This is a genomic window from Mycobacterium basiliense (assembly GCF_900292015.1).
Lineage (GTDB): Bacteria > Actinomycetota > Actinomycetes > Mycobacteriales > Mycobacteriaceae > Mycobacterium > Mycobacterium basiliense.
Window position 1 is genome coordinate 794,960 of the sequence record NZ_LR130759.1, and the last position, 17,035, is coordinate 811,994.

The 17,035-nt window shown below is 63.3% G+C and carries 16 protein-coding genes; 13 read left to right on the forward strand and 3 right to left on the reverse strand.

The window, feature by feature from the left end:
• From MB901379_RS03430 to MB901379_RS03455, 6 genes are all read left to right on the forward strand, one after another.
• A complete protein-coding gene (locus MB901379_RS03430; RefSeq protein WP_158015376.1) occupies positions 1 to 840 on the forward strand; it encodes a thioesterase family protein in 840 nt (279 codons plus the stop codon).
• 36 nt (positions 841 to 876) lie between these two features.
• Positions 877 to 1,749: a pyrroline-5-carboxylate reductase gene (gene proC, locus MB901379_RS03435; RefSeq protein WP_174236972.1), complete on the forward strand. Its 873-nt coding sequence runs from the start codon at positions 877 to 879 to the stop codon at positions 1,747 to 1,749.
• Positions 1,750 to 1,890: 141 nt separating this feature from the next.
• Complete coding sequence (locus MB901379_RS03440; RefSeq protein WP_158018910.1) at positions 1,891 to 2,124, forward strand: cell division/environmental response transcriptional regulator; 234 nt, start codon at positions 1,891 to 1,893, stop codon at positions 2,122 to 2,124.
• Between the two features lie 198 nt (positions 2,125 to 2,322).
• Positions 2,323 to 2,424 carry a 30S ribosomal protein bS22 gene (locus tag MB901379_RS03445; protein WP_003402602.1) on the forward strand — a complete coding sequence of 34 codons (102 nt, stop codon included), beginning with the start codon at positions 2,323 to 2,325 and terminating at the stop codon, positions 2,422 to 2,424.
• Between the two features lie 83 nt (positions 2,425 to 2,507).
• Positions 2,508 to 3,647 carry an SDR family oxidoreductase gene (locus MB901379_RS03450; protein ID WP_158018911.1) on the forward strand — a complete coding sequence of 380 codons (1,140 nt, stop codon included), beginning with the start codon at positions 2,508 to 2,510 and terminating at the stop codon, positions 3,645 to 3,647.
• A complete protein-coding gene (locus MB901379_RS03455; RefSeq protein ID WP_158018912.1) occupies positions 3,648 to 4,730 on the forward strand; it encodes a lysophospholipid acyltransferase family protein in 1,083 nt (360 codons plus the stop codon).
• 96 nt (positions 4,731 to 4,826) lie between these two features.
• Here MB901379_RS03455 and cmaA2 read toward each other — a convergent pair whose 3' ends face one another.
• Genes cmaA2 through MB901379_RS03470 form a run of 3 tightly spaced genes read right to left on the reverse strand, consistent with a single transcriptional unit; the run spans position 4,827 to position 7,224 of the window.
• Entirely contained in the window at positions 4,827 to 5,735 is a 909-nt protein-coding gene (cmaA2, locus tag MB901379_RS03460; protein ID WP_158015378.1) for a cyclopropane mycolic acid synthase CmaA2, read from the reverse strand.
• 22 nt (positions 5,736 to 5,757) lie between these two features.
• Positions 5,758 to 6,258, reverse strand: a complete 501-nt coding sequence (locus tag MB901379_RS03465; protein WP_158015379.1) for an FAS1-like dehydratase domain-containing protein — start codon at positions 6,256 to 6,258, stop codon at positions 5,758 to 5,760.
• 45 nt (positions 6,259 to 6,303) lie between these two features.
• On the reverse strand, positions 6,304 to 7,224 hold the full coding sequence (locus MB901379_RS03470) for an HAD family hydrolase (RefSeq protein WP_158015380.1): 921 nt from the start codon (positions 7,222 to 7,224) through the stop codon (positions 6,304 to 6,306).
• A 399-nt stretch (positions 7,225 to 7,623) separates the two neighbouring features.
• Between MB901379_RS03470 and MB901379_RS03475 the strand changes: the two genes are divergently transcribed.
• The 7 genes from MB901379_RS03475 (at position 7,624) to MB901379_RS03505 (ending at position 17,027) form a co-directional block, all read left to right on the forward strand.
• Positions 7,624 to 8,211 (forward strand): (2Fe-2S)-binding protein, encoded by a 588-nt coding sequence (locus MB901379_RS03475; RefSeq protein ID WP_158015381.1) that lies wholly within the window; start codon positions 7,624 to 7,626, stop codon positions 8,209 to 8,211.
• A 3-nt stretch (positions 8,212 to 8,214) separates the two neighbouring features.
• On the forward strand, positions 8,215 to 9,192 hold the full coding sequence (locus tag MB901379_RS03480) for an FAD binding domain-containing protein (protein WP_158015382.1): 978 nt from the start codon (positions 8,215 to 8,217) through the stop codon (positions 9,190 to 9,192).
• On the forward strand, positions 9,189 to 11,366 hold the full coding sequence (locus MB901379_RS03485) for a xanthine dehydrogenase family protein molybdopterin-binding subunit (protein WP_158015383.1): 2,178 nt from the start codon (positions 9,189 to 9,191) through the stop codon (positions 11,364 to 11,366). Before MB901379_RS03480 ends, MB901379_RS03485 begins: the two co-directional genes overlap by 4 nt.
• A 395-nt stretch (positions 11,367 to 11,761) precedes the next feature.
• A complete protein-coding gene (locus tag MB901379_RS03490) occupies positions 11,762 to 12,205 on the forward strand; it encodes an MmpS family transport accessory protein (RefSeq protein ID WP_232021974.1) in 444 nt (147 codons plus the stop codon).
• Complete coding sequence (locus MB901379_RS03495) at positions 12,202 to 15,165, forward strand: MMPL/RND family transporter (protein WP_158015385.1); 2,964 nt, start codon at positions 12,202 to 12,204, stop codon at positions 15,163 to 15,165. Before MB901379_RS03490 ends, MB901379_RS03495 begins: the two co-directional genes overlap by 4 nt.
• 56 nt (positions 15,166 to 15,221) lie before the next feature.
• Positions 15,222 to 15,500 carry a glutaredoxin family protein gene (locus MB901379_RS03500; RefSeq protein WP_158015386.1) on the forward strand — a complete coding sequence of 93 codons (279 nt, stop codon included), beginning with the start codon at positions 15,222 to 15,224 and terminating at the stop codon, positions 15,498 to 15,500.
• Positions 15,501 to 15,620: 120 nt separating this feature from the next.
• Positions 15,621 to 17,027 carry a glutamyl-tRNA reductase gene (locus MB901379_RS03505; protein WP_158015387.1) on the forward strand — a complete coding sequence of 469 codons (1,407 nt, stop codon included), beginning with the start codon at positions 15,621 to 15,623 and terminating at the stop codon, positions 17,025 to 17,027.
• Positions 17,028 to 17,035: the final 8 nt, after the last annotated feature.

Sequence of the window (17,035 nt, forward strand, 5' to 3'; positions counted from 1 at the left end):
ATGGCCGCGCTATTTACCGACGCGATGACGCTGCACGAACTCGACCCCGGTGCGGCTGGTCCGGCATGCCGAGTTTTTCAGGGTGAGCTGAATGAGCACTGGACCATCGGGCCCAAGGTTCATGGTGGGGCGATGGTGGCGCTGTGTGCCAATGCGGCACGAACCGCCCACGGCGGGGCCGTGGTGCAGCCGGTTGCCGTGTCGGCGAACTTCCTGTGGGCGCCGGATCCGGGAGCGATGCGGCTGGTGACGTCGATGCGCAAGCGGGGGCGCCGAATCAGTGTGGTCGATGTCGAGCTGACCCAGGGTGACCGTACCGCGGTGCACGCCGTCGTCACGCTGGGCGAGCCAGAACACCATGTTGCCGGCGCGACCGCGCCGCTGTTGTCGGCCAATCCGGTGGTTGATCTGATGGCGCCTGACCCCGACGAGCACGTCGCGCCGATTGGCCCCGGCCATGCGTTGGCCGGGCTGGTGCACCTGGGCGAAGGCTGCGATGTCCGGCCGTTGCTGTCGAGCATGGGGCCGGCCGGCGATGGGCGGCCGCCGGTCCTGCAGATGTGGGCGCGCCCGCGCGGCGTCGCTCCGGACCCGCTGTTTGCGTTGATGTGTGGGGATCTCTCGGCGCCGGTGACGTTGGCGGTGGACCGCACCGGCTGGGCGCCCACCGTTCAGCTCACGGCCTTCCTCAGGGCCGTTCCGGTGGACGGATGGCTACGGGTCATCTGCACCTGTGTCGAAATTGGGCACGACTGGTTCGATGAGGACCACATCGTCGTGGATCAGGCGGGCCGCCTGGTGGTGCAGTCACGGCAGCTGGCGATGGTGCCCGCCCGGTAGCGCGGGGACCTCGCGACGTCTGCGATGCTGTCCGGCATGGCCAGAATTGCGATCATCGGGGGCGGCAGCATGGGTGAGGCATTGCTGTCGGGACTGCTGCGGGCGGGGCGGCAGGTTAAAGATCTGGTGGTGGCCGAGCGGCTGCCGGATCGCGCCAAGTACCTGGCTAGCACCTACTCGGTCTTGGTGACCTCGGCCGGTGATGCCGCGGAGAACGCCGCGTTTGTCGTTGTCGCGGTGAAACCCGGCGACGTCGATGCCGTGATGGGCGATCTGGCGGCGATGGTCGCTGCGGCGGAAAGTGACAGCAGCGAGCAGGTGTACGTCACGGTTGCCGCGGGCGTCACCACCTCGTATTTCGAAGCCAAGCTGCCGGCGGGCACCCCGGTGATTCGAGCGATGCCCAACGCGGCGGCGTTGGTGGGTGCGGGAGTTACCGCGCTGGCCAAAGGCCGTTTCGTCAACCCGGAACAGCTGGCCGAGGTTTCCGCGCTGTTCGAGTCGGTCGGTGTTGTGTTGACCGTCCCCGAGCAGCAAATGGATGCGGTGACGGCGTTGTCCGGCTCGGGTCCGGCGTATTTCTTCCTGCTGGTCGAGGCGCTGGTCGACGCCGGTGTCGCCGCGGGCTTGAGTCGTCAGGTGGCTACCGAACTGGCGGCGCAGACGATGGCTGGGTCCGCGGCAATGCTGCTGGAGCGGATGGATGAAGACCGGCGGCCCGTCGGTGGACCGTTGGGGTCGCGGGTGGACACCTCCGCGTTGCAGCTGCGGGCGTCGGTTACCTCACCCGGCGGGACGACCGCCGCTGCGCTGCGCGAACTCGAAAAGGAAGGTTTCCGGGCGGCGGTCGACACGGCAGTTCAGGCCGCCAAAAGCCGCTCTGAGCAGCTAAGAATTACATCGGAATAATTCAAAAAATTTGAACTGATTGTCCCCCACCAGTACCAATAACCCCAGTAGTCCCGCTATTCTCCTCTTTGTATGCACGTGTTGGTGCCAGCGGAGGGGAAGCCGCTGGGACTGCGCGTGCCTGACATGATTGGGTTTGCGATGACGTCTACCAACGGGCCATCAGCGCGGGATAGCGGTTCAAGTGAAGGCCCGCAGGCCGGCACACAATTTCTCACCGTCGCCGAGGTGGCCTCGCTGATGAGGGTTTCGAAGATGACCGTGTACCGGCTGGTGCACAATGGGGAGCTGCCTGCGGTTCGAGTCGGGCGGTCTTTCCGGGTGCATGCCAAGGCCGTGCACGACATGCTGCAGACCTCGTACTTCGCTGGCTAACCGAGAAGGCGCCCGGTCCGCACGGACCACGGCGGGCCGGCATCGGTATGCCCGGCGTCCCCGCTGGAGCGCGCGCATCGGACGGTGTCAGTCGGTCACGAAGTGCTCGTATGGCGCCGGTTTGGTGTTCGATGCCGCGGGCTGGGTAGAGTGGCCGGGTCATTTGTTAAAGCCGGTCACGGTCAGATAGCGGAGTTCATGGGTTCAGTAATCAAGAAGCGGCGCAAGCGCATGTCGAAGAAGAAGCACCGTAAGCTGCTTCGCCGCACCCGGGTGCAGCGCAGAAAACTTGGCAAGTAGGCCGCCGAGAAGTTCGCCGCCAACCACCGTCACCAGGCTGTAACGCTTCCGTCTCTCGTCGCCGCTAGGCTATCGGGGTGAATTTGTCGAGCGGCCGCGGCGGCGGCGCTGGAGGCATCGGTGGGGGCGGAGCCGGCGGTGCCAATGGCGCGCAGGATCCCAAGGTGGTGCTGGTCACCGGTGCATGCCGCTTTCTGGGCGGCTATTTGACAGCCCGGCTGGCGCAGAACCCGACGATCGACTCGGTCATCGCGGTGGACGCGATCGCTCCGAGCAAAGACATGCTGCGTCGGATGGGGCGGGCCGAGTTCGTTCGCGCCGACATTCGTAACCCTTTTATCGCAAAGGTCATCCGCAACGGCGGGGTAGACACTGTGGTGCACGCAGCGGCGGCCTCCTACGCGCCACGCTCGGGCGGCAGCGCGGCGCTGAAGGAAATCAACGTGATGGGTGCCATGCAGCTGTTCGCTGCGTGCCAGAAGGCGCCGTCGGTGCGCCGCGTCGTGTTGAAGTCGACCTCTGAGGTCTACGGGTCGAGCCCGCATGATCCGGTGGTGTTCACCGAGGACAGCAGTAGCCGTCGACCGTTTCGCGAGGGTTTCGCCAAAGACAGCCTCGATATCGAGGGCTATGCGCGCGGGCTGGGTCGGCGTCGGTCCGATATTGCGGTGACCATTCTGCGGCTGGCCAACATGATTGGCCCGGCGATGGATACCACGCTGTCACGTTATTTGGCCGGACCGTTGGTCCCCACGATGTTGGGTCGCGATGCGCGACTGCAGTTGTTGCACGAGCAAGATGCGCTGGGTGCGCTGGAGCGCGCGGCATTGGCCGGCAAGGCCGGGACATTCAACGTTGGCGCCGAGGGCATCATTATGTTGTCCCAAGCGATACGTCGGTCCGGCCGAATTCCGTTGCCGGTACCGGGGTTTGGAGTATGGGCGCTCGATTCATTGAGACGGGCTAACCGTTATACCGAGATCAATCGCGAGCAATTTGCTTACCTAAGTTACGGCCGCGTCATGGACACCACCAGGATGTGCAACGAGTTGGGCTATCAGCCCAAGTGGTCGACGGCCGAGGCGTTCGATGACTACGTTCGTGGTAGAGGCTTGACTCCCATAATCGACCCGCATCGGGTACGCTCCTGGGAGGGTCGAGCCATAGCGCTAGCGCAGCGTTGGGGTAGCCGAAATCCAATTCCATGGTCCGGGGGCAGATAGATTTGGGTAGATCACGTGGCGGGTGAGACCAGAGCGAATGTTATTCCCCTGCATGCTAATCGAGGCCGTGCCACGGCGCGTCGCCGCGCCGGCCAGCGTGCGGATGCCTCGCGTCAACACCCCTCGCTGCTGTCGGATCCGAATGGCCGAGCATCGGCCGAACAGATTGCTGCGGTTGTCCGCGAGATCGATGACCATCGGCGCGCAGCGGGTGGGACTTCTTCAGCCGAACCGCCCCTCAACGATCTTGCGCAGCGCGTCGCCGCGGTCGCCGGATTCCTGCGTCAGCGGCTGATCGGTGACTACAGCGTTGACGAATTCGGATTCGATCCGCACTTCAATGACGCAATTGTTCGGCCCCTGTTGAGATTTTTCTTCAAGTCGTGGTTCCGCGTCGAAGTGAGCGGGATCGAAAACATCCCAAGCGAGGGTGCCGCGCTGGTGGTGGCCAACCACGCCGGGGTGCTGCCGTTCGACGGGTTGATGTTGTCGGTGGCCGTGCACGACGAGCATCCGGCCGAGCGGGACCTGCGGCTGCTGGCCGCCGACATGGTGTTCGATCTGCCCGTGATCGGCGAGGCCGCTCGCAAGGCCGGGCACACCATGGCGTGTACAACCGACGCCCACCGACTGCTCGCTTCCGGCGAGCTCACCGCCGTTTTCCCGGAGGGTTACAAGGGCCTGGGCAAGCGCTTCGAGGACCGTTACCGGCTGCAGCGATTCGGCCGCGGCGGATTCGTGTCGGCGGCGTTGCGTACCAAGGCGCCGATCGTGCCGTGCTCGATCATCGGTTCGGAAGAGATATATCCGATGCTCACCGATGTTAAATTGCTGGCCCGCCTGTTCGGCTTGCCGTACTTCCCAGTCACTCCGCTGTTCCCGTTGGCCGGGCCGGCCGGCCTGGTGCCGCTGCCGTCGAAATGGCGGATCGCCTTCGGCGAGCCGATTTACACCGCCGAATATTCGCCCAGCGACGCTGACGACCCCATGGTCACCTTCGAGTTGACCGATCAGGTGCGCGAGACCATTCAGCAGACGCTGTACCGGCTGTTGGCCGGGCGGCGAAACATCTTTTTCGGCTGACTTTTCGGCTGACCTTGACCGAGTGGGCGTCGACAGCGTAACGCCGCCGCGAATTCCTTGGTGGACTCGCAGCGGCGTTACGTTCCCGAAAAGCGACTACTTCACCAGCGTGAACTGGCAGACGTCGGTGTAGTGGTCGCGGAACAGATCCGAGCAACCAGTCAGGTAATGCATGTAGATATCGTAGATCTCCTGGCCCTGCAGCTCGATTGCCTTTTCCTTTTGGGCCTCCAGCGCGTGCGCCCAAGCGTTCAACGTCGGAACGTAGTTCTCACCGATCCGGTGGTAGCGCTCAACCTTGAAACCGGCCCGCGACGAGTACTCGTCGACCTGAGGTATCTGCGGCAACCGACCCCCGGGGAAAATCTCGGTCAAGATGAACTTGATGAAGCGCAACAGGCTCATCGGCGCCTTCAACCCAAGCTCTCGGGCTTCCTTGGCGTCCGGAACGATGATCGTGTGCAGCAGCATCCTGCCGTCTGCGGGCATCACGTTGTAGCACATCTTGAAGAACCGGTCGTAGCGGTCCCAGCTGGCGTCGCCGGCGCCGTCGGCGAAGTGTTCGAACGCGCCGAGGGACACGATGCGGTCCACCGGCTCATCGAACTGCTCCCAGCCCTGCAAGCGGACCTCTTTGCGACGGGGGCTGTCCATCTCGGCGAACTTCTGCTGATCGTGGGCGAGCTGATTCTCGCTCAGCGTCAATCCGATTACGTTGACGTCGTACTCAGCGACGGCGTGGCGCATGGTCGAACCCCAGCCGCAGCCGATGTCGAGCAGCGTCATGCCGGGTTCGAGGTTGAGCTTGTCGAGTGCCAGCTTGCGTTTTGCGTACTGAGCTTCCTCCAGCGTCATGTCCGGACGTTCGAAGTAGGCGCAGCTGTAGGTCATCGACGGGTCGAGGAAGAGCTTGAAGAACTCGTTCGAACGGTCGTAGTGCGACTGGACAGCTTCGACGGGCGGCGAGAGCTGTTCCGGAAGAGAAGTTTCACCCCGTGACGTCATTAACCGGACCCTACTTTCCCACTCAAATGGATGCAATCGCCGCCACAGTGGCATCGGTTTCGGCCTCGTGATGGGCTGCTTCACCCAGCATAGTGACGGTGCTGGTGACCACGGGCTCGCCGTCGGCGTCTGTAACTTCGCTGCGGATCTCGGCGATCACCGTGCCGTGGGACTGGATGACGGAATCCAGATAGGTGTGGAAATACAACCTGTCCCCGGCCACGATCGGCCGGTAGAAGCGGAACTTCTGGTCGCGGTGGAAGACCCGGGCAATGTTGATCGGGATGTTGAACTTGGTGAAGATCTCCAATTGCACGCGCCGGCCTGCGACCGCCAGGAACGTCAGCGGGGCAACTATCGCGGAGTAGCCGGCTTCGACGGCATCGGCCTCCTCGTAGTGCGACGGGTGTTCATCTTTGATCGACGCCGCGAACTCCCGGATCTTCTCACGCCCAACCTCGAAGTAGTCCGGTGCCCGGTAGTTCTTACCGATTAGGCCTTGGGCTTCTTTAGGAGTTGTCATGCCGCTGTCGTTCTCCGCTCGAATAGTCGCTAGCGGCGCAGCTTATCAGCGTGATTGGCGCCGAGACGCCAGAGCCGCCAATGCTCCGCCGGCCGCACCCAGCGCCAGGGCCGACGGAACGCCGATCCGAGCGGCTTTACGGGCGGTTCGGAAATCCCGAATTTCCCAGCCCCGCTCGCGGGCCAGGCTACGTAGGCGGGCATCGGGGTTGATGGCGACCGCGGTACCTACCAGCGAGAGCATGGGCACGTCGTTGTAGCTGTCGGAATAGGCGGTGCAACGTTTGAGGTTGAGCCCTTCCCGGATGGCCAACGAGCGCACCGCGTGCGCTTTGCCGCTGCCATGCAGGATCTCGCCCACCAACCGCCCGGTGAATACCCCGTCAACCGATTCGGCGACGGTGCCCAGGGCTCCGGTCAGGCCGAGCCGGCGGGCTATGGTCTCGGCGAGCTCGTAGGGGGTGGCGGTGATCAGCCAGACCTGTTGGCCGGCATCGAGGTGCATCTGGGTGAGTTCACGAGTTCCCGGCCAGATCTTATCGGCGATGATCTCGTCGTATATTTCTTCGCCCAAGCTGACTAGTTCGTCGACCGGTCGGCCCTCGATGAAGGCCAGCGCCTTGCGCCGGCCCGCGGCCACGTCCTCGCTGTTCTCGGTGCCCAGCAGCTGGAACTTGGCCTGGGCGTAGACGAAGCCAAGGACGTCGCGGTAGGTGAAGTAGTGGCGGGCGGCCAGACCGCGGCCGAAGTGCACCGCAGAGGAACCCTGCACCAACGTGTTGTCCACATCGAAAAATGCGGCGGCGGTCAGGTCGATGGGCGGTTGTCGGCCGTGGCCGGCGGCGACGTTCGCCCCCAAGTCATCGAGCGCCCGGCTAGCGCTGGGATTGGATAGCGGCTGGTCGGCCGGCGCCGCCGGGGAGACGCGACCGGCCTGATCTGCACTGGCCGGGTCGGAGGAAACCATCACGAACTCCTAATCGCGGTGCCTGCCGGTGGCCGGTGCTGCGGCCGGTATCAACACTATCTGGCAATGCGCTAGGGAGGTTTACCTGCCGCGCCCGGTATGGACTCGATATCCATTGGTGAGAAGCCGACCCACCGGGGCAGGCCACTTGGCCGCCGATCCACCGAACACAGCCCATACAAACCATCACGCGCCCATCGCGCGGCTGCGAAAAGCGGGATAACGGTCATGTGCAATCGAGTCAATGCCAATTCGACGAAGACCCGGTAGGAAAGCGCCGGTGAAACACCAGGACCGTGGCGAGGGCATAGCCCTGGTGCGAGCCCGGCGCGCACCACGAGGGAGCTTGGATTGCGGATTGGCGGACATATTGCCAACCCGCCGTCTTACAGTGATTTCGTGGATGATTTCTCCCGGTTGCGCGTCAACCGCAGGACATTCGTAGGAGCTTCCGTTGCCCTCGGGGGCACCGCGGCGGCGGTTACCACCGTTGCCGGTTCCGGCCGCATCGATCACCACGGCCGCACCGCCGTCGTGCGCGCGGAGATCAACGGTGAACATCAAGAAATCGCGGTCGACAACCGCACCACGCTGCTGGACATGCTCAGAGAGCGAGCGGGATTGCCCGGCACAAAGAAGGGTTGTGACCACGGCGCGTGCGGCGCGTGTACGGTGCTGGTCGACGGTCGCCGAATCAACTCCTGTCTTGCGTTGGCGGTCATGCACGACGGCGCGCAGATCACCACGATCGAAGGCCTCGCCGAACACGGCAGACTCCATCCGCTGCAGCAGGCGTTCATCGATGAGGACGCGTTTCAGTGCGGCTATTGCACGTCGGGCCAGATCATCTCCGGCGTCGGATGTATCGCCGAAGGGCACACGGGTTCTGCTGCCGAGATACGAGAGTGGATGAGCGGCAATATTTGTCGTTGTGGTGCATACACCAACATCGTCAACGCGATTGCGGCCGCAGCGCGAAATCACTAGCACGTGTTTCCTTTTCGATACATCAAGGCAGTCGATGAGCAGTCGGCGTTGCGGGCTGGGGCCGCCGGTGCCCGCTACATCGCCGGCGGCACCATGCTGGTCGACCTGATGCGTGAAACGGTGGAACGCCCCGATGTACTGGTGGACATCAACGCCCTGCCGTACGACTCCATCGACCTGCAGCCGGGAATGATCCGCGTCGGATCACTCGTTCGCATGTCCGACCTCGCCGCTCATCCAATTGTCCGGCAACGGGTTCCCGTGATCAGTGAAGCCCTTGAACTTAGTGCGTCGGCCCAGCTGCGCAATATGGCATCCATCGGTGGCAATCTCCTGCAGCGCCCGAGATGCCTCTACTTCCGCGACATGTCGTCCGCATGTAACCGCCGGGCTCCCGATGCCGGTTGTGCGGCGATCGAGGGCAGAAACCGCATGCACGCGATACTGGGCACTAGCCAGCACTGCTGTGCGACTCACCCCTCAGACCTCGCCGTCGCGTTGCTGGCGCTGGACGCCGTGGTGGTCACCCGCGATCGCTCGGGGGAGCGGCGATTCGCGCTCGCGGATTTGTTCCGCCAGCCGGGACGATCACCTCACCGGGAGCACAACCTGGGCCCGGGCGAGCTGATCGTCGCCGTCGAGGTGCCGATCGGGTCCGAGGCGCGGCGGTCGGGGTATCTGAAGGTTCGTGACCGCGAGTCCTATCAGTTCGCTCTGGCCTCGGCGGCGGTGGTACTCGACATGGCCGACGATGTAATACGTGGCGCCCGCGTGGCCGTTGGTGGGGTCGCGACCGTGCCGTGGCGGTTGCCGGCCATCGAGGTGGCGTTGCGGGGCCAGCCACCCAGTGCTGGCCTGTTCCGCAGGGTGGCCGCGCTGGCCGCCGCTGGTGCAAAGCCGCTGAGTGAGAACGGATTCAAGGTCGACCTGCTCAAGCGGATTGTCGAACGACAATTGGCAGCCGTGGCGGCGATGCCATGACGCACGCGATTCCCGCCCCGCAGGCCGCCTGCGGCCAGCCGATTAGCCGGGTGGACGGCCCGTTGAAGGTCACCGGCAACGCTCGTTACGCCGCAGACAACCAGCTACCCGGAATGGTGTACGCCGCGCTGGTCTGCAGCACCGTCGCGTGCGGCGACGTGGTGCGGGTGGATACCGGTGCCGCACTTCGACACGGTGATGTGCTTGCGGTGTTTACCGACTTCGCCGGGATCAAGTTGTCGTTCGATATCCGCCAGGTTGCCTTCTTTGGCCAGCCGGTCGCCGTGGTGGTTGCCAGGACCCTCGAGGCGGCGGCCCACGGGGTGACGCTGGTCGATGTCCGGTATTCGCCTCGGGCGCACCTGACGGACATCGATTCGCCGCAGGCGGTTGCGCGGCCCGGGCGTCATATCCGCGACTACGTCCGCGGTGCCCCGGATGCGGCGATTCGTCGTGCTTCGGTGGTGACCGACCTCGAGTTCAGCATTGCCCGCAACAATCACGAACCCGTCGAACTGCCAGCCACCATCGCGAAGTGGGACGGCGACCGGCTCACTGTTTGGGACAAGGTTCAAGACATCAGCGCGGCGCAGCAGTCCTATGCGGACGCGATGGGGGTGCCGCGCGAGAATGTGCGCGTGATCTCGCCGTTCGTTGGTGGCGCCTTCGGCAGCGCCGCCCGGACCTGGCCGCATCAATTGCTGACCGCATTCGCCGCCCGGCGCATCCGACGACCCGTCAAGTTGGTGCTGACCCGTCAGCAGATGCACAGCGGAATCGGTTTTCGACCGGCCAGCCGGCAGCGGCTGACGATCGGGGCGGACCAATCCGGACGCATCGATGTCATCATCCACGAGGGACGTACGGAATCGGCCAGGTACGCCGCCTATGAGGACGGATTGGTCCGCAGCCCGCAGCTCGTCTACCGCTCGGCCAACATGCGTTCTACGTATCACGTTGTGCCGCTGGACATCAACCAGCCATGGTTCATGCGGGGGCCGGGCGCGGTTACCGGAGCCTTTGCCCTCGAGTGCTGCATGGACGATCTTGCGAATCGGCTGGCCATCGACCCGATCGAGTTGCGCCTGCGCAACGAAACCGATATTGACCAGATCAACGGAATACCATTTTCCACCAGGCGGCTCACCGACTGTCTCACCCGAGGGGCGGCGGACTTCGGTTGGGGCCGCCGCAATCCGGTTGCCGGGGCCACCCGCGACGGCGAATCCCTGGTCGGGATGGGTGTGGCGGCTGCGGCGTACTACTCCTATCGGACTGAATGCTCATCCATCGCACGGGTTTTCGCTGACGGCACTGCAGAGGTGCAAAGTGGAACCAGTGATATGGGGCCTGGCACCTACACGTCGATGACGCAGGTCGCAGCGGATGCCCTCGGTATGCCGTTGAGCCGGGTGCGATTCGCCCTGGGTGATAGCAACTTCCCTCCGGCGCCGCCGCACTCGGCATCGCGGACCATGGCAAGTGTGGGTTCTTCGGTGTTCACCGCGGCAAATATGCTGCGCGACAAGTTCATTCGCGCCGCGGTGACCGACCCGGGATCGCCACTCAACGGGCTGCGGCCGGAGAATGTGGCGGTCGCCGATGGCTACATGTTTTCCACGCTGGCGGGGGCCGGGCCCGAGCGCGGCGAGTCGTATCAGGAGCTGTTGCGCCGCCGCGGCTGGTCGGTGCTGTACGTCGCGCAGACCTGGACGCCGGGCACTGCCGAGGACAACTACTCCACCTACGCCTATGGAGCGGTGTTTGCCGAAGTCACCGTCGACTCATTGCTGCCGGTGGTGCGGATCCGACGGGTGCATGCGTGCTATGACGTGGGCCGGGTGGTCAATCCCAAACTCGCGCGCAGTCAGGCGATCGGCGGCATGGTCGGAGGGATTGGGATGGCGTTGTTGGAAGCGGGCGAAATGGATCACCGACAAGGCCGAGTAATCAACGCGACGATGTCGGATTACCTGGTTCCGGTCAACGGCGATGTGCCCGCGCTGGAGGCAACCTTCTTGCCTGCCGAAGACAAGATTGCCAATCCGATCGGTGTCAAGGGCCTGGGTGAGCTGGTGATCGTCGGGGTTCCCGCCGCGATCGCCAACGCGGTGTTCAACGCCACCGGCAGACGAGTCACCGAGTTGCCGATCACGGTAGAGAAGCTGCTCTAAGCGATCACCGCGACCGAACCGCCTTGTTTGGCGGCTGAGCCCGATCGACGTCAGGTTACGCGAGGTTTGCGGATTGATGATGTGCTGCTGCTCTGCGGAAATCCTCCCGCAAATCCTCCCGCAGCAGCTGCGGTGAGTACTACGTTTACCCGATGGGCCGGCGAGTGGGACGTGGCCACGTAACAAGGTTTAGGCGAAAACCGAAATGCTTTTTGCAGGCCAGCGGTAGCGTCTACGCTGCTAGCACAACTAACCATCAGATTCGCGATGAGCGTGGGGATTTTCAGGAGGTACGAGTTCGCGCGACGGGTCCCCGGCCAGCTCCTACCCAGGAGCCGCGGAGGGCGCGTTCGCTTGAACCAAGCAATGTTGTGGCCCGGTGACCGAGCACGAGGGTGAGGATGAATCCGGTTGCGAACTGGATGAAACGAGTATGGCTGTTGCTTGCTGTCGTCGCCGTGGCCGTTGTTGCGGGGCTTGGCATCTACCGGCTTCATCGCGTCTTCGGCTCTCACGAGCAACCAGTCGTCCAGGAAGAGGCTGATACCGATATCCCGCAGTTCGACCCGAAGCGCGTGACCTACGAAGTCTTTGGCCCCGCCAGCACGGCACGGATTGCCTACCTGGACCCTGATGCCCACGTGCGGCAACTGTCAAACATTCCGTTGCCGTGGTCGCAAACCGTGACGACCACGCTGCCCGCGGTGACGGTGAACCTGCTGGCACAAAGTGATGGGAACGAGCTCAGCTGTCGAATCCTGGTCAACGGCGACGTCAAGGACGAGAGGTCGGTGTCCAGACCGAAAGCCTTGACGTTCTGCGAGGTGACCTCCGCATGACCGAAGGCCAGCCCACCGCGCCCGCAAAGCGTCCTTTCCTGCCCCGAATGATCCGTCGGTTCGCGGTGCTGATCTTGCTGCTGTGGCTAGGGTTCACCGCGTTCGTCAACCTCGCCGTTCCGCAATTGGAAGTGGTGGGGAAGGCGCATTCGGTCTCGATGAGTCCCAGCGACGCCGAGTCGATTCAGGCGATCAAACATGTGGGCCAGGTTTTCCATGAGTTTGATTCCGATAATGCGGTCACGATCGTGCTGGAGAGCACCACGCCATTAGGTGACGAGGCCCACCAGTTCTATAACCGGCTGATAAAAAGACTCTCGGCCGATACCAAGCATGTCGCACACGTCCAGGACTTCTGGGGTGATCCGTTGACGGCGCTGGGGTCGCAAAGCGCGGACGATAAAGCCGCGTACGTTGTGATCTACCTCGTCGGCAACAACGAAACGGAGGCTTATAAATCGGTCCACGCCGTGCGGGATATCGTGGATACCACACCGCCGCCCCACGGAGTGAAGGCTTACGTCACCGGGCCTTCGGCCCTCAACGCCGATCAGGCCGAGGCCGGCGACAAGAGTATTGCCAAGGTCACCGCTATCACCAGTCTGGTTATCGCGGTTATGCTGCTTTTCATTTATCGCTCTGTGGTCACCGCGCTTCTGGTTCTAGTGATGGTGGGAATAGACTTGGGCGCGATCCGCGGTACTGTCGCCTTGCTTGCCAACTATGATGTCTTTAGCCTTTCCACCTTTTCGACCAACCTGCTCGTTCTTCTGGCTATCGCGGCCACCACCGACTACGCGATATTCATGCTCGGGCGTTATCACGAGGCGCGCAACAGCGGCGAGGACCGAGAAAGCGCGTTCTACACCATGTTTCACGGGACGGCCCATGTGATCCTGGGTTCCGGTTTAACCATCGCCGGTGCCATGTTCTGCTTGATCTTTGCCCGACTTCCGTATTTCCAGACGCTCGCCGCGCCATGCGCGATAGCGATGCTTGTTGCGGTCTTCGCGGCGCTCACGCTCGGGCCCGCCGTGCTGGCCGTCGGCAGCTTTTTCAAGCTCTTTGATCCGAAACGACGGATCAACACCCGGCGATGGCGCCGAGTCGGTACCGCGATTGTTCGTTGGCCCGGACCGGTGCTCGCGGCGACTTGTCTTGTCGCCTCCGTCGGCCTGCTCGCCTTGCCCAGCTACAAGACTACGTACGATCTGCGCAAATTCATGCCGGCCAGCATGCCGTCCAACGTCGGGGACGCCGCCGCGGGTCGGCACTTTTCGCGGGCTCGGCTCAACCCCGAGGTGTTGTTGATCGAGACCAACCACGATATGCGCAATCCGGTGGACATGCTGGTGCTAGACAAAGTGGCCAAGAATATCTATCACAGTCGCGGTATCGAACAGGTGAAATCAATTACTCGGCCGTTGGGAACGACCATCAAGCATACTTCGATACCGTTCATCATCAGCATGCAGGGCGTGTCCAGCACCGAAAATATGCAATTCATGAAAGCGCGGTTGGACGACATGCTGCTTCAGGTGCAGGCGATGAATGTAACCATCGACACGATGCACCATATGTATGACTTAATGGGTGAGGTCATTGACAATACTCTCGACATGGATCACCTAACGCATGATATGGCGGATATCACGGATGGATTGCGGGATCGCCTGGCGGATTTCGAGGATTTCTTGCGGCCGATTCGCAGCTATTTTTACTGGGAAAAGCATTGCTACGATGTCCCGGTTTGCTGGGCGATAAGACAAATATTCGATATGTTTGACAGCGTGGACCAGCTGAGCGAAAAGCTCGAATATTTGGTCAAAGACTTGGATGTGTTGGTCACGCTATTGCCGAAAATGCAAGCCCAGATGCTACCGATGATCGACACGATGACTCTCATGCGAGACATGCTGATCGTCTGGCACGGCACACTGCAGTCTTTCTATGAACAGCAGGATGCGGGTAGCAAAGATCCCGGTGCGATGGGCCGGGTTTTTGACGCCGCCCAGATCGATGATTCGTTTTACCTGCCGCAGTCGGCTTTCAAGAATCCCGATTTCCAACGCGGTCTGAAGATGTTCTTGTCCGCGGACGGCAAGGCGGCTCGCTTCATCATCGCCCTAGAAGGGGATCCCGCAACGTCCGCGGGCATCTCTCGTGTCGAGCCGATCAAGCAAGAGGCGCGAGAGGCGATCAAGGGAACTCCGCTGCAGGGTGCCGCGATCTATATGGGTGGCACCGCCGCGACGTTCAAAGATATTCGTGAGGGCGCCGCCTACGACCTCCTGATTGCAGGAGTGGCCGCGATCAGTCTGATCGTGATCATCATGATGCTCATCACTCGAAGTGTGGTTGCCGCCGCGGTCATCGTCGGAACCGTGCTGCTGTCGATGGGCTCGTCTTTCGGCCTGTCCGTGCTGGTCTGGGAGGACATTCTCGGCATCGAGCTGTACTGGATGGTGTTGGCGATGTCGGTGATCCTGCTCCTGGCCGTGGGATCGGACTACAACCTGTTGCTGATCTCGCGGCTCAAGGAGGAAATCGGCGCCGGTTTGAATACCGGCATTATCCGTGCGATGGCCGGGACAGGTGGGGTGGTGACGGCCGCCGGCATGGTGTTCGCCGTGACGATGTCCCTTTTTGTGTTCAGCGATTTGCGAATCATCGGCCAGATCGGCACCACGATCGGCCTGGGCTTGTTGTTCGACACGCTCATCGTGCGCTCGTTCATGACGCCGTCCATTGCCGCGCTGCTCGGGCGCTGGTTCTGGTGGCCGCAACGGGTGCGCCCGCGCCCCGCGAGTCAGATGCTGCGGCCATCGGGACCGCGCGGCTTGGTTCGTGCTCTGTTGCTGCCGCCCGACAAGAAGCCGACGGCCGGTGATGACCTCCCCGACTCTCGTCCTGCCCCCGGGTTGAACAGCAGCGATGCCCGCGCCAACCTCTGGCGCTAACCGCTCGGCATCGGACCGGCATCAGGACCGGCAGAGCAGGTGCCACACTGGTGCCCATGCCGCAGTCACCAACTGGATCTAGGGCCAGACGGGTGCAATTGCTGACACGCGACGGCTGCACCATTTGCCTGCGGGTGCACGCGCAATTGGCCGAGCTGGCCGGCGAGCTGAACTTCGAGCTGGTCAGCACGGATGTGGACGCCGAAGCCGGCGCGGGCAACCCCGCACTGCGTGCCGAGTTTGGCGACCGGCTGCCGGTGATCCTGCTCGACGGCCGCGAACACAGCTACTGGGAAGTGGACGAACCCCGACTGCGGGCCGATCTGGCCCACTAGTGGGGCCCAGCGCGGGCCGCAGCGGTCGAGCAATTATTTGGAAGCCCACCTGGTGAGCGTCTACCGTAGACAGCAGTTCACTTTCTAAAGACGCAAGGGAGCGGGCCAGGTGGTGCTGCCGTGAGCATCCTGCTCTTCGGGGTTTCGCACCGCAGCGCGCCGGTCTCCGTCCTGGAACAACTCAGCATCGACGAGTCCGATCAAATCAAGATCGTCGACCGGGTGCTGCAGTCGCCCCTGGTCACCGAGGCCATGGTGCTGTCGACGTGCAACCGGGTTGAGATATATGCGGTGGTGGAGGCGTTCCACGGCGGCCTATCGGTGATCGGGCAGGTACTTTCCGAACACTCCGGCATGTCGATGAGCGACCTGACCAAACACGCCTACGTGCGCTACAGCGAGGCCGCCGTCGAGCACCTGTTCGCGGTGGCCAGCGGCCTGGATTCGGCCGTCATCGGTGAGCAGCAGGTGCTTGGTCAGGTCCGCCGCTCGTATGCCGCCGCCGAGGCCAACCGCACCGTCGGCCGGATTTTGCACGAGCTGGCCCAGCGGGCACTGTCGGTGGGCAAACGAGTTCACTCCGAAACCGCGATAGATGCGGCCGGTGCCTCGGTGGTCTCGGTCGCCGTGGGCATCGCCGAACGCACTCTAGGCGGGTTGGCGGGCAAGACAGCCGCCGTGGTCGGGGCCGGGGCGATGGGTGCCTTGTCGTCGGCGCACCTGTCCCGAGCCGGCATCGGCCGGATCCACGTGCTCAATCGGTCGTTGGCCCGGGCGCGGCGGCTGACCGCAAAGATCCGCGAATCGGGTGTGCAGGCCGAGGCGTTGGCCCTGGGCAGCCTGGCCGATGCGTTGGCCGATGCCGACGTGGTGGTCAGCTGCACCGGGGCGTTGACTCCGGTGGTCTCGCTGGCCGACGTGCACCATGCGCTGGCCGGAGCCCGCCGGGACGAAGCGGCGAAGCCGCTGGTCATATGCGACCTGGGGATGCCGCGCGACGTCGATCCGGCGGTGGCCGGACTGCCAGGTGTGTGGGTCATCGATGTGGACCGGGTACAGCGCGAACCGTCGGCGCATGCCGCGGCCGCCGATGTCGATGCCGCCCGCCATATCGTTGCCGCAGAAGTTGCCGCCTACTTGGTGGGTCAGCGGATGGCCGAAGTCACTCCCACGGTCACCGCGCTGCGCCAACGTGCCGCCGAGGTGGTTGAGGCGGAGCTACTGCGGCTGGACAACCGGCTGCCCGGTCTGGATACGGCGCACCGTGAAGAGGTGGCCCGCACGGTGCGACGGGTGGTGGACAAGCTACTGCATGCCCCCACGGTGCGCATCAAACAACTCGCCGGCGCCCCCGGCGGAGATAGCTACGCCGAGGCGTTGCGCGAACTCTTCGAACTGGACCAGACCGCCATTGACTCGGTAGCCGCCGTTGCTACCACAGGTGAATTACCTATGTTCTCAAGCGAATTCGACCCCAGCGCGCGAGCACGCGGTGGGTCCCGCAGCCCAGAGTCCGCCGCCGAGTAGCTGATTGT